This is a genomic window from Pseudomonas sp. Root569 (genome assembly GCF_001427465.1).
GTDB lineage: Bacteria > Pseudomonadota > Gammaproteobacteria > Pseudomonadales > Pseudomonadaceae > Aquipseudomonas > Aquipseudomonas synxantha.
Window position 1 is genome coordinate 249,376 of record NZ_LMGQ01000025.1, and the last position, 12,540, is coordinate 261,915.

13 protein-coding genes are annotated in these 12,540 nt (G+C 59.3%); 11 read left to right on the forward strand and 2 right to left on the reverse strand.

Translation table 11 applies throughout. The features are described from left to right. Positions 1 to 95: 95 nt before the first annotated feature. Complete coding sequence (locus tag ASD70_RS21505) at positions 96 to 2,360, forward strand: putative bifunctional diguanylate cyclase/phosphodiesterase (protein WP_056847411.1); 2,265 nt, start codon at positions 96 to 98, stop codon at positions 2,358 to 2,360. A 225-nt stretch (positions 2,361 to 2,585) separates the two neighbouring features. Here ASD70_RS21505 and ASD70_RS21510 read toward each other — a convergent pair whose 3' ends face one another. After that, positions 2,586 to 2,888, reverse strand: a complete 303-nt coding sequence (locus tag ASD70_RS21510) for a DUF2288 domain-containing protein (protein WP_017530446.1) — start codon at positions 2,886 to 2,888, stop codon at positions 2,586 to 2,588. 341 nt (positions 2,889 to 3,229) lie between these two features. On the opposite strand from ASD70_RS21510, the gene ASD70_RS21515 reads away from it, so the two are divergent. The 9 genes from ASD70_RS21515 (at position 3,230) to ASD70_RS21555 (ending at position 10,927) form a co-directional block, all read left to right on the forward strand. Continuing rightward, positions 3,230 to 4,357 (forward strand): branched-chain amino acid ABC transporter substrate-binding protein, encoded by a 1,128-nt coding sequence (locus ASD70_RS21515; protein ID WP_046071338.1) that lies wholly within the window; start codon positions 3,230 to 3,232, stop codon positions 4,355 to 4,357. Between the two features lie 227 nt (positions 4,358 to 4,584). Continuing rightward, complete coding sequence (gene livH / locus ASD70_RS21520) at positions 4,585 to 5,508, forward strand: high-affinity branched-chain amino acid ABC transporter permease LivH (protein WP_003193535.1); 924 nt, start codon at positions 4,585 to 4,587, stop codon at positions 5,506 to 5,508. Then, the gene (locus ASD70_RS21525) at positions 5,505 to 6,758 is read left to right on the forward strand and encodes a high-affinity branched-chain amino acid ABC transporter permease LivM (RefSeq protein WP_046071337.1); all 1,254 of its coding nucleotides are present in this window, start codon (positions 5,505 to 5,507) and stop codon (positions 6,756 to 6,758) included. The genes livH and ASD70_RS21525 overlap by 4 nt, the downstream gene beginning before the upstream one ends. Further along, the gene (gene livG / locus ASD70_RS21530) at positions 6,755 to 7,522 is read left to right on the forward strand and encodes a high-affinity branched-chain amino acid ABC transporter ATP-binding protein LivG (protein WP_046071336.1); all 768 of its coding nucleotides are present in this window, start codon (positions 6,755 to 6,757) and stop codon (positions 7,520 to 7,522) included. Before ASD70_RS21525 ends, livG begins: the two co-directional genes overlap by 4 nt. Before the next feature lies 1 nt (position 7,523). Next, a complete protein-coding gene (locus tag ASD70_RS21535) occupies positions 7,524 to 8,225 on the forward strand; it encodes an ABC transporter ATP-binding protein (protein ID WP_046071335.1) in 702 nt (233 codons plus the stop codon). A 248-nt stretch (positions 8,226 to 8,473) separates the two neighbouring features. Beyond that, entirely contained in the window at positions 8,474 to 8,770 is a 297-nt protein-coding gene (locus ASD70_RS21540) for a BufA1 family periplasmic bufferin-type metallophore (protein WP_046071334.1), read from the forward strand. Positions 8,771 to 8,793: 23 nt separating this feature from the next. Continuing rightward, entirely contained in the window at positions 8,794 to 9,672 is an 879-nt protein-coding gene (gene bufB, locus ASD70_RS21545; RefSeq protein WP_056847412.1) for an MNIO family bufferin maturase, read from the forward strand. Beyond that, complete coding sequence (locus tag ASD70_RS21550; protein WP_046071332.1) at positions 9,669 to 10,445, forward strand: HvfC/BufC N-terminal domain-containing protein; 777 nt, start codon at positions 9,669 to 9,671, stop codon at positions 10,443 to 10,445. The genes bufB and ASD70_RS21550 overlap by 4 nt, the downstream gene beginning before the upstream one ends. Continuing rightward, the gene (locus ASD70_RS21555) at positions 10,442 to 10,927 is read left to right on the forward strand and encodes a DoxX family protein (protein WP_056847413.1); all 486 of its coding nucleotides are present in this window, start codon (positions 10,442 to 10,444) and stop codon (positions 10,925 to 10,927) included. The genes ASD70_RS21550 and ASD70_RS21555 overlap by 4 nt, the downstream gene beginning before the upstream one ends. On the opposite strand, the gene ASD70_RS21560 is transcribed toward ASD70_RS21555, so the two are convergent. Continuing rightward, the gene (locus tag ASD70_RS21560; protein WP_046071330.1) at positions 10,924 to 11,832 is read right to left on the reverse strand and encodes a LysR family transcriptional regulator; all 909 of its coding nucleotides are present in this window, start codon (positions 11,830 to 11,832) and stop codon (positions 10,924 to 10,926) included. The genes ASD70_RS21555 and ASD70_RS21560 overlap by 4 nt on opposite strands. 69 nt (positions 11,833 to 11,901) lie before the next feature. On the opposite strand from ASD70_RS21560, the gene ASD70_RS21565 reads away from it, so the two are divergent. Continuing rightward, the gene (locus tag ASD70_RS21565; RefSeq protein WP_267896706.1) at positions 11,902 to 12,534 is read left to right on the forward strand and encodes a short chain dehydrogenase; all 633 of its coding nucleotides are present in this window, start codon (positions 11,902 to 11,904) and stop codon (positions 12,532 to 12,534) included. The last annotated feature ends 6 nt before the right edge of the window (positions 12,535 to 12,540 follow it).

The following is a 12,540-nucleotide window of genomic DNA, read 5'->3' on the forward strand; positions in this document are numbered from 1 at the left end:
GTGCCATTATTCATGGCAAATGCCACGAGGCTTCTATACTCGACGTCATAGGTCATCGCCTCTGGCAGTGACGTGGCTCCAAGATGGGATAAGCTATGGAATGGCTGGGTCAGCATTTTTTTACCGACCTTCCAGACAGCGGGCATTTATTACTCAATTGCAGTCATAACCCCTTTCTGGTGCTGCTCGCCTACCTGGTCGCCTGCGCAGCGGGTTTCGGTACGCTGGACATGGCCGAACGCGTCGGCCATGTCGAAAACCCCACCGCCCGCCGTCATTGGTGCTGGCTGGGAGCGGGTTGCCTGGCGGGCGGGATCTGGTCGACCCACTTCATCAGCATGCTGGCCTTCCAGGCCCCTGTCGCCATTCACTACGAACTTCTCACGACCTTCGCTTCCCTGCTGATCGCCCTGATCGCTGCGCTATTGGCCATGCAAACCCTCAGTCATGCCCACGTGCGGCCCCACCAATACCTGCTGGCCTCAGTGTGGATGGGCCTGGGCATCGCACTGATGCACTACGTGGGCATGGCGGCCATGCGCTCCCAGGCCCAGGTGTACGTTGAATCGCGACTGTTCATGGCGTCGGTGGCGATTGCCATCGGTGCCAGCCTGGCGGCGTTGCTGCTGTCCAGTTACCTGCGTAACGGTGCCGGGGTCTTTCATCAATTGCTCAAATACGCCGCCAGCCTGGTGCTGGGCGCCGGAATCCTGAGCATGCATTTCACAGGCATGGCCGCCATGCAAATGCTGGTACTCAATGATGCGGACCTGTCGCTGCCGGTAGATAACAACCCGATTCAACTGGGCCTGTCGGTGGCGGTGATTACTTTGCTGGTGATCGGCAGCAGTATCAGCGCAGCCCTGGCGGATAAAAAACTGCAACACAAGGAGCATGACCTGCGCCGGGTCAACGCGCTGCTCAGCGAACTGGACCAGGCTCGCGCCTCGCTGCAACAAGTGGCCCACTTCGATGCATTGACCAATCTGCTCAACCGCCGCGGGTTCAATCAGATTTTCGCGGAAAAAGTCGTAGAAAAAACGCGAAACAAAGGGATGATGGCGGTGATCTTCCTCGATATAGATCACTTCAAGCGCATTAATGACAGCCTTGGGCACGATGCTGGCGACCAGTTGCTCACCGTATTGGCCGGGTATATCAAAAGCTCGGTACGCAGCCATGAGGATGTCGTCGCACGATTTGGTGGCGATGAGTTCTGCATCCTGATCAATATTCATCACCGCGACGAAGCACGGCATATGGCCCTGCGCATCATGCAGAAAATGAAAGAACCCATCGAACTGGCCGGGCGACGCATGGTGATGACCACCAGCATCGGCATCAGCCTGTTCCCCGACGACGGCCAGACCTGCGAAGAACTGTTGAAAACCGCCGACCTGGCGCTTTATCAATCCAAGGATGCCGGGCGCAACAGCCTGCACTTCTTCAGCTCCAACCTGAAAACCCGCGCGTTCCTCGAACTGCAGCTGGAAGAAGAGCTGCGCGCTGCCCTGCGCGCACGCAGTGGGTTGGTGCTGTTCTATCAACCGATCTTCGACATGAAGCTCGCCAAGGTCACGCGCCTGGAAGCCCTGGTGCGCTGGCAGCATCCGCAGCACGGGCTACTGGCACCGGACCGCTTTATCGGCATCGCCGAGAATAACGGGCTGATCGCGGAGCTTGATCACTGGGTACTGCGCCAGGCCTGTCATGATCTGAGCCTGCTGTCTGACCGAGGCTACACCGAACTGACCATGGCGGTGAACTGCTCGGCGCTGAACCTGGCCCGGGACGAGTTGGCCGATGAAATCGAAGCCGCCCTGCGCTTCGCTGCTGTGGCTGCCAACCGTCTGGAACTGGAAGTCACCGAAAATGCACTGATGGGCAATATCAGCAGCACCCTGGCGCTGTTGCGGCAAATCCGTGCGTTGGGCGTCTCCCTGGCGATCGATGATTTCGGCACTGGCTATTCATCCCTGGCCTACCTCAAGCGCTTGCCGCTCAACACCTTGAAAATCGACCGCTCGTTTATCCAGGACATACCAAGGTCCAGAGCCGACAGCGAAATCGTCCAGGCGATTATCGGCATGGCCCACACCCTGCACTTGCAGGTGGTCACAGAAGGAGTGGAAACCCAGGAGCAATTCGAGCTGCTACTCAAACATGGCTGCGACTATATCCAGGGCTACCTGCTCAGCCCGGCGGTGCCCTTCAACGAGATCATCGGCGTGATCCAAGGCATTGCGCTGCGCAACCCGCTTTACCCATTCAGCGTGGAAGGCGCCACGGACACCCCACCGCCGAACGACCCTGCGCCGGCGCGCATCGGCCCGCCTTCTATCGTCAGGCCAATTCGCTGAGATCGAGCGTTCGAATGGACAGTCCAGTCGCTGAACTCCAGCGCCCTGGCACACCCGGAAACAATTCATCCTCGATTTCCCCTCGGTATCAACTGTTCCCGTGACGTTTACGTCACCCTCGGCTGTGACCTTTCTCTACGGCAAGGTGCCATCACCGGCTAGGCGGTTACTCCGCTACACACTTGCAGGGGTTAAAAAGACGCACCTTTTTCGTGCAGACAATTCTTAAGCTGCCCTTTCCTGGATCAGAATCCAAGGCGACACCACCACCGCCCACAGGCTCGGATCACGCTCCACCAAGTCCAATGCCCGCGTTGCAGACACTTCGCCAAGGCTCCCCGCGGCCAGCCAGGCGGCGACTTTGTCACGGTTGTCTTCGGCCATTCCCTCGGCCGCTTCGATCAGATCCAGGCCGGCGTCGACCCACAATAGGGCACCCTTGGCAAAGAACGGCTCGAGCTCCTTCCAGGAAATTTCGGCGGTTTCACCGAGCAGCTTGGCATAGAGGGTGCTAGGTTCTTGCGTCATGGGAGTTCACCTGAATAAAAAATCGGCGCAATCATAGCCTCGTAACCCAGGTAGAAAAACCCAGTAGCAAATGAGGTAGCGATTGAAAGTGCCAGGAAAGCCAAGGAATGCCTTGAAGGCTGATAAGAACCCGCCGCAATTCTGTCTTTTTCTTTCATTTAAGCGACATAGCAGTGGTATGCCCCCAGCTGCCAGCTTTTCAAGCGATCAACCGGCGCTCTACACTGTACCGGTACAGTTGCCAGGGCAATGCCGGGGGGATATCCGCGATATCTGATCCGGTTCTGCAGCTCACAAGGCCGCTAGAACTATAAAAAATACAACAGTAAGAGTGGAGCACTATGAATAAGGCTACTAAGCAGATTTCCAAACTGTTTGCCGCTATGGTCCTGGCTGGGGTTGCCGGCCATTCGTTCGCAGCCGACACCATCAAGATCGGCATCGCCGGTCCCAAGACCGGTCCGGTGACGCAATACGGTGACATGCAATTCATGGGTGCCAAGCAGGCAATCGCCGACATCAACGCCAAGGGCGGCGTCGATGGCAAAATGCTTGAAGCCAAGGAATACGACGACGCCTGCGATCCGAAACAAGCCGTGGCCGTCGCCAACAAAGTGGTCAACGACGGCGTCAAGTTCGTAGTCGGTCACCTCTGCTCCAGCTCCACTCAGCCAGCGTCGGACATTTATGAAGACGAAGGCGTCATCATGATTACCCCAGCCGCCACCAGCCCGGAAATCACCTCCCGTGGCTACAAGCTGATCTTCCGCACCATCGGCCTCGACAGCGCGCAAGGCCCAGCGGCCGGCAACTACATCGCCGACCACGTGAAGCCGAAGATCGTTGCCGTGCTGCACGACAAACAGCAATACGGTGAAGGCATCGCCAGCGCCGTGAAGAAAACCCTTGAAGAGAAAGGCACCAAGGTTGCCGTCTTCGAAGGCCTGAACGCCGGTGACAAGGACTTCTCCTCGATCATCCAGAAACTCAAGCAAGCCAATGTCGACTTCGTCTACTACGGCGGCTACCACCCTGAGCTTGGCCTGATTCTGCGCCAAGCCAAGGAAAAAGGCCTGAACGCCAAGTTCATGGGCCCTGAAGGCGTCGGCAACGACTCCATCTCGCAAATCGCCCAGGGCGCTTCCGAAGGCCTGCTGGTGACCCTGCCGAAGTCCTTCGACACCGACCCTGCCAACAAAGCCATCGTCGAAGAGTTCGCCAAGAACAAGCAGGACCCAACCGGTCCGTTCGTGTTCCCGGCCTACTCGGCCATTGAAGTCATCGCTGGCGGCATCAAAGCGGCCAAGAGCGAAGACACCGCCAAGGTGGCCGAGGCCATCCACGCGGGCACCTTCAAGACCCCTACCGGCGATCTGAGCTTTGACGCCAAGGGCGACCTGAAAGACTTCAAATTCGTGGTCTACGAATGGCACTTCGGTAAACCAAAAACCGAAGTTTCCCCTCAGTAAGCCAGGCGTTACTGGTCAACAAGCCCACTGTGCAAGCAGTGGGCTTTGTTTTACGAGGTTTATGGGCCATGTCACCCGCGATCCGGGCGCTGGCTCACCTGAAAATCTTAAAACCGTCACCAGCGGTTCGCTGGCAAACGCTTTGTGCAACCTGCTCACAGAACAGGGCACCCAGCCGGAAATGACTCCACCAGTGAAATGCGTATCGGGTTTTTAGGAGCGCTGTAATGCCTGAGATCTATCATTTTTTCCAACAGCTGGTTAATGGCCTGACCATTGGCAGCACCTATGCCTTGATAGCCATTGGCTACACAATGGTTTACGGCATCATTGGAATGATCAACTTCGCCCATGGCGAGGTGTACATGATTGGTTCCTACGTGGCCTTCATCGCCCTCGCCGGGCTGGCCATGATGGGGATCCACTCCCTGCCGCTGTTGATGACCGCTGCGTTCCTGGCGTCGATCATCGTGACCAGTGCCTATGGCTACAGTATCGAACGGGTTGCCTATCGTCCCTTGCGTGGCAGCAACCGTTTGATCCCGCTGATTTCCGCCATCGGCATGTCGATTTTCCTGCAGAACACCGTATTGCTGTCCCAGGACTCCAAGGACAAGTCCATTCCCAACCTGATCCCGGGGAGCATCTCCTTCGGCCCAGGTGGCGCACAAGAAGTGCTGATTTCGTACATGCAGATCCTGGTCTTCGTCGTCACCCTGGTGGCCATGCTGGGCCTGACCCTGTTCATCTCCCGCTCCCGTCTGGGGCGCGCCTGCCGGGCCTGCGCCGAAGACATCAAGATGGCCAACCTGCTGGGCATCAACACCAACAACATCATCGCCTTGACCTTCGTCATTGGTGCCGCACTGGCGGCCGTGGCGGCCGTGTTGCTGAGCATGCAATACGGCGTGATCAACCCCAACGCCGGTTTCCTGGTGGGCCTGAAGGCCTTTACCGCAGCGGTATTGGGCGGCATCGGCAGCATTCCGGGCGCGATGCTCGGCGGGCTGGTGCTGGGTGTGGCCGAAGCCTTTGGCGCCGATATCTTCGGTGACCAGTACAAGGACGTCGTGGCGTTCGGCCTGTTGGTTCTGGTGCTGTTGTTCCGTCCGACCGGCATCCTGGGCCGTCCGGAGGTTGAGAAAGTATGAGCAGATATCTTAAATCGGCGTTTTTCAGCGCCTTGCTGGTATGGGCCGTGGCCTTTCCGGTACTCGGCCTCAAGCTGAGCATTGTCGGCATCAACCTGGAAGTGCATGGCACCGGTCCCGTGACCCTGGCCGTCATCGCCCTGTGCTCGGTGCTGATGTTCCTGCGCGTGCTGTTCACCCAGCAGGTCGGTGCCTTGTTCAAGGGCAATCGTGGCCCGCTGGTGTCGCCCAAGGTCAGCCAATTCCTGACCCTGCCGCGTACCCAGCGCTACATCATCATCGGCCTGATTATCGCTGCGCTGATCTGGCCGTTCTTCGGTTCCCGCGGTGCGGTCGACATTGCCACGCTGATCCTGATCTACGTGCTGCTGGGCCTGGGCCTGAACATCGTGGTGGGCCTGGCCGGCCTGCTTGACCTTGGTTATGTGGGCTTCTACGCCGTGGGTGCCTATACCTACGCGCTGCTCTCGCACTACCTGGGCTGGAGCTTCTGGATCTGCCTGCCATTGGCCGGTATGGCGGCGGCGACGTTCGGCTTCCTGCTGGGCTTCCCGGTGCTGCGCCTGCGCGGTGACTACCTGGCGATCGTGACCCTGGGCTTTGGTGAAATCATCCGTCTGTTCCTGCGTAACCTCACCGACATCACCGGTGGCCCCAACGGCATCAGCAGCATCCCCAAGCCGACGTTCTTCGGGCTGTCGTTCGACCGTACCGCAGCCGAAGGCATGCAGACCTTCCACGAATACTTCGGGATTGCCTACAACCCGGTCAGCAAAGTGGTGTTCCTGTACCTGGTGGCGCTGTTGCTGGCGCTGGCGGCACTGTTCGTGATCAACCGCTTGCTGCGCATGCCCATCGGCCGCGCCTGGGAAGCGTTGCGCGAAGATGAAATCGCCTGTCGTGCCCTGGGCCTGAACCCGACCATCATCAAGCTTTCCGCGTTCACCCTGGGTGCCGCGTTCGCCGGTTTCGCCGGCAGCTTCTTCGCCGCGCGCCAGGGCCTGGTGACCCCGGAGTCGTTCACGTTTATCGAGTCGGCGATCATTCTCGCCATCGTGGTGCTCGGTGGCATGGGCTCGCAACTGGGCGTGATCCTGGCGGCGATCGTGATGATCCTGCTGCCGGAAATGATGCGTGAGTTCAGCGAATACCGCATGTTGATGTTCGGCGCCTTGATGGTGCTGATGATGATCTGGCGCCCTCAGGGCCTGCTGCCCATGCAACGTCCACATATGGAGCTGCGCAAATGAGCCGCGAGATCCTGAAAGTAGAAAACTTGAGCATGCGCTTCGGCGGCTTGCTGGCGGTCAACGGTGTAGCCCTGACCGTGAAAGAGAAACAGGTTGTAGCACTGATCGGCCCCAACGGCGCCGGCAAGACCACAGTGTTCAACTGCCTCACCGGCTTCTACAAGCCGAGCGGCGGCAGCATCCTGCTGGACGGCCAACCGATCCAGGGCCTGGCGGGTCACGAGATCGCTCGCAAGGGCGTGGTGCGTACCTTCCAGAACGTGCGGTTATTCAAGGACATGACCGCAGTCGAGAACCTGTTGATCGCCCAGCACCGCCATTTGAACACCAACTTCTTCGCAGGCCTGTTCAAGACCCCGGCGTTCCGCAAGAGCGAGCGCGAGGCCATGGAGTACGCGGCGTACTGGCTGGACAAGGTCAACCTGACGGAATTTGCCAACCGCCCGGCCGGCACCCTGGCCTATGGTCAGCAGCGTCGCCTGGAAATCGCTCGTTGCATGATGACCCGCCCGCGGATCCTCATGCTCGACGAACCCGCCGCCGGCCTGAACCCCAAGGAAACCGAAGACCTCAAGGCGCTGATCAGCGTGCTGCGTGAGGAGAACGACGCCACGGTGCTGTTGATTGAACACGACATGAAACTGGTCATGAGCATTTCCGACCATATTGTGGTGATCAACCAGGGCACGCCGCTGGCCGACGGCACGCCGGAGCAGATCCGCGACAATCCTGAAGTGATCAAAGCCTATCTGGGGGAAGCGTAAAATGCTGCAGTTCGAAAACGTTTCCACGTTCTACGGCAAGATCCAGGCCCTGCACGACGTCAATGTCGAAGTACGCCAGGGTGAGATCGTCACCCTGATCGGCGCCAACGGCGCCGGCAAATCGACCCTGCTGATGACCCTGTGCGGTTCGCCCCAGGCCCACGGCGGCAGCATCCGTTACATGGGTGAGGAACTGGTGGGCAAGCACTCCGCCGAGATCATGCGCAAGAGCATTGCCGTGGTACCGGAGGGTCGTCGGGTGTTCTCGCGCCTGACCGTGGAAGAGAACCTGGCCATGGGTGGGTTCTTCACCGACAAGGGCGACTACCAGGAGCAAATGGACAAGGTGCTGCACCTGTTCCCGCGCCTCAAGGAACGCTTCAGCCAGCGCGGCGGCACCATGTCCGGCGGCGAGCAGCAAATGCTCGCCATCGGCCGGGCGCTGATGAGCAAGCCCAAGCTGCTTCTGTTGGACGAACCGTCCCTGGGCCTGGCACCGATCATCATCCAGCAGATCTTCGACATCATCGAACAGCTGCGCAAGGATGGTGTAACGGTGTTCCTGGTAGAGCAGAACGCCAACCAGGCACTGAAAATTGCTGACCGTGCCTATGTGCTGGAAAACGGTCGGGTGGTGATGCAGGGGACTGGCGAGCAACTGCTGACGGACCCGAAGGTGCGGGAGGCGTACCTCGGCGGCTAAGACCCGGTAACTGAGTAAACCGGATCTAAATGTGGGAGGGGGCTTGCCCCCGATGGCAGGCTGATAGTCACCGCATCTTGTGACTGAACCACCGCTATCGGGGCAAGCCCCCTCCCACATTTTTTGTGTGAACCGAAAGATTCTCGAATTATTTTCGAACTCTTTGTAACGAACTCACCCCCCCTCTCTCTAGTGGTGCAAGCAGGCAATCAAGCCCGCTCATTCAACCCACTGCTGGAGTTATACCCATGACCACCAAACTGTCTGCCGCCTCCCTCATCCTGGCCCTGGGCTCGGCCCTGAGCCTGTCCGCCCTGACCACCACCGCTCATGCGGCCGACGAGATGCAGAAATGCTTCGGCGTGGCTGAAGCCGGCAAGAACGATTGCGCCGCGGGTGCTGGCACTTCCTGCGCTGGCACCTCCAAAACCAAAGACCAGGCCAACGCGTGGAAACTGGTGCCCGCCGGCACCTGCACCCAGACCCCAAGCACCACCTCGCCGACCGGTTTCGGCCAGGAAGCCGCCTTCACCGCCAAGTCCTGATCCCCCCGCAAGCCTGAGTACTGATGATGACGCCAACACCCGACTACACGATCTCACTGGCTCAGGCGCCTGGCCTGCCCTTGCGGGCCGGGCTGGGGCTGAAGACCGAGCATTTTACCCAAGTGCTCGAGACCTGCCCCGACATCGGTTTTTTCGAAGTGCACGCCGAAAACTACATGGTGGCCGGCGGCCCGTTTCATCACTACCTGGGCTTGATCCGCGCGCAGTACCCACTGTCACTGCACGGCGTGGGCCTGTCCATCGGCGGCGAAGGTCCCCTGGACCATGAGCACCTGGCACGCCTGGTCACGCTGATCGAACGCTATCAACCCCAGTCTTTTTCCGAACACCTGGCCTGGTCCAGCCACGGCCCGGTGTTTCTCAACGACTTGCTGCCCCTGGCCTACGACGCCAGCACCCTGAGCCGGGTATGCGACCACGTCGATCAGGTACAAAGCACACTCAAGCGGCCGATGCTGTTGGAGAACCCCTCGACCTACCTGCAGTTCCAGCGCTCCACCCTGGACGAAACCGACTTCATCGGCGAGATCATCCGCCGTACCGGTTGCGGCCTGCTACTTGATATCAACAACGTCTATGTCTCCTGCATCAATCATCAGCGCGACCCACTTGCCTATATCAATGCCCTGCCATTGCACGCAGTCGGTGAGATTCATCTGGCCGGCTTTGCCGAAGACACTGACAGCCTGGGCGACCGCCTGCTGATCGATGACCACGGCGCGCCTATCGATAACGCCGTGTGGCAATTGTACGAACAGGTACTGACACGGACCGGCCCGGTAGCCACCTTGATCGAACGGGATAATCACGTGCCGGCATTCAGCGTGCTGCAGGCCGAGGCCCGGCAAGCCAAATGGTATTTGTCGCAGGTGGCCAGATGAGTATTCAACACGAATTTGCCCAGGCTTTGCTGGCGCCCGACGCAGTCTGTCCCGAGGGTGTGTTCAGCAGCAATGGTGCCGACCCGGCAAGCCGCTTCGCGGTGTATCGCAATAACGTTCACAGCTCGTTGAACGATGGGCTGGCGGCCGCTTATCCGGTGGTGCGGCGATTGGTAGGCGATGAGTTTTTCCATGCCATGGCCGGCCTGTACGTCCAGGCTTATCCGCCCACTACCCCGTTAATCAGCGAATACGGCAGCTCTTTGGCTGACTTTATCCAAGGGTTTGAGCCGGCTTCGAGCGTGCCTTACCTGGCAGATATAGCGCGATTGGAACGCCTGCGGGTTCGCGCCTATCACGCGGCGGATCGCCAGGCGCTGGACCAGCCCAGCGTTCTTCAACAACTGCAAGGCGCAGAGCAACTCGGACACCTGCGTGTGCAACTGCACCCATCGCTCGCCACGCTGAACTCCCCCTACGCAATCGTCGCGGTATGGGCCGCGCACCAGACCGAGGACGCTATCGCCACGTTGAACCCCTGGCATGCCCAGGGCGCTCTGGTCTTGCGCCAAGGGTTGGCGGTCAAAGTATTTGCCATCGACAGTGGCTCGGTCATCTTTATCAACCGCCTCAAGCAAGGCGCCGGGCTGGAGGCGGCCGTTGCCAATGCGCTTGAAGCCTCGGCCGAATTCGACCTGCACCAATGTCTCAAGCTGCTGATCAGCCACGACGCCATCACTCATTTGCACCTGGAAAGAAAGGTATCGCCATGAACGCGCCCGCCCCCTGCCTGGTAAAACGGGCCATCGCCCTGTTCGAAAACATCCCCTACAGCCTGATCGCGTTTATTGCGCGCTTCTCCATTGCAGCAGTGTTCTGGAAATCCGGGCAAACCAAAGTCGAAGGCTTTGCCATTGACCTGGTCAGCGGCACATTCCAATGGGGCGAGCCCAAGCTTGCTGCGTCGGCGTTGTGGTTATTTCGCAGCGAGTACCACGTGCCGTTGCTGGCGCCGGAAGTGGCCGCGCATATGGCGACCTTTGCCGAGCATTTTTTCCCGGTGCTGATCCTGCTGGGATTGGCTACGCGCTTCTCGGCCCTGGCCCTGATCGGCATGACCTTGACCATCCAGTTGTTCGTCTACCCTGATGCCTATCCGACCCACGGCACCTGGATTGCGCTGCTGTTGCTGTTGCTTGCCAAGGGACCGGGCAGCCTGTCCATCGACCACTTGATCGCCCGTCGCTTGCGTTAAAGCCGATCCAACGCCTCGCCGCTGCGCCTGAACCAGTCCACCAGGTAATCGGCCAATACCTGGGTACGCCGCGGCAGGCCACCCTGGTAGGGGTGCACCAGGTACATCGGCATGCTGCGCGTCTGATAGTCGCGCAGGAGCCAGCGTAACCGGCCTTCGGCCAGTTCCTTCGGTAATACGTAGGACGGCAGCCGCGCGATACCGGCGCCCACCAGCGCGGCTTTTTTCAGCAGGTTGTAGTGGTTGGAGGCAAACGTGCCGCTTACCCGTACCCGCAGCAATTCGTGTTGCTGGTGATACAACCATTCCTCGCGTCCGCTGTAGTGACTGTTGAGCAAACAGATGTGTGTCGCCAGGTCCGCCGGGGTCAGTGGTTCGCCATGCTGTTCCAGATAGGCAGGGCTGGCGCAGGTCATCTCGCGCCACGCCAGCAGAGGCTTGGCCACCAGGCGTTCATGTTCGATGGCACCCGAGCGTACGCCCAAGTCAAAACCATCCCGGGCCAAGTCGCGGTAACTGTTATTAAGCTCCAGTTCGACCTGGACCTGCGGGTATTGTTTGGAGAACTCCAGTAATAAGCCATCAAAGAAGGTCTCACCCAACGAGACCGGAACGGTCATGCGCACAGGGCCGGTCAAATCATCTTTGAGCCGCGCCAATGCCTGGCGCGCGCGCTCCACCTGCACCACCAGCGCTTGTGCCTGAGGCAGCAACGCCGCGCCGGCGGCGGTGAGGCTCAGTTTGCGTGTCGTACGGTGCAACAGCACCACGGCAAACTGCGCTTCCAACTGGCTGATGCGCTTGGACAGCTGCCCCTTACTGCAACCCAGTTGCTCGGCGGCCAGGGTAAAGCTGCCAGCTTCAATCAGCACCGCGAAGGCTGCCAGATCATCCATTTCGCTCATGGATTGTTTCCATTTGAAAACCAAAGGTTGCCTATTAGCGCGTTTATCCGCTGAAAAAGCCACACTACACTGAACCTTCACTATCTCTGGAGGAACAGCACGATGAAAATCCTATTGATTGGTGCCAGCGGCACAGTCGGTTCGGCGGTGAAGGCGCAGCTGAGCCAGCGTCACGAAGTGATCAGCATCGGTCGCACCAGCGGCGATTTCCAGGTGGACATCAGCGACAGCGCTTCGATTCGTAAATTGTTTGAACAAACCGGCCCGTTCGACGCACTGGTCTGCGCAGCGGGCAACGTCAATTTCGTAGCCTTGGGCGAGATGAACGAAAGCGACTTTGAACTGGGCCTGCGTGACAAGCTGATGGGCCAGGTCAACCTGCTGCTGATCGGTCGGGAATATGCCAACGACGGCGCTTCGTTCACCTTCACCAGCGGCATCCTGAACCGTGATCCGATCCGCACCGGTGCCTCGGCGGCGTTGGTCAACGGTGCACTGGACGCATTCGTCAAAGCGGCGGCCATTGAATTGCCACGTGGCCTGCGTATCAATGCTGTGAGCCCGACCGTTCTACTGGAAGCCATGGGCAGCTATGCACCGTATTTCCGTGGCTACAAACCAGCTCCAGCTGCCGATGTGGCACTGGCTTACGCAAAAAGCGTCGAGGGCCTACAAACCGGTCAGACCTTTATCGTAGGCTGAATTTGA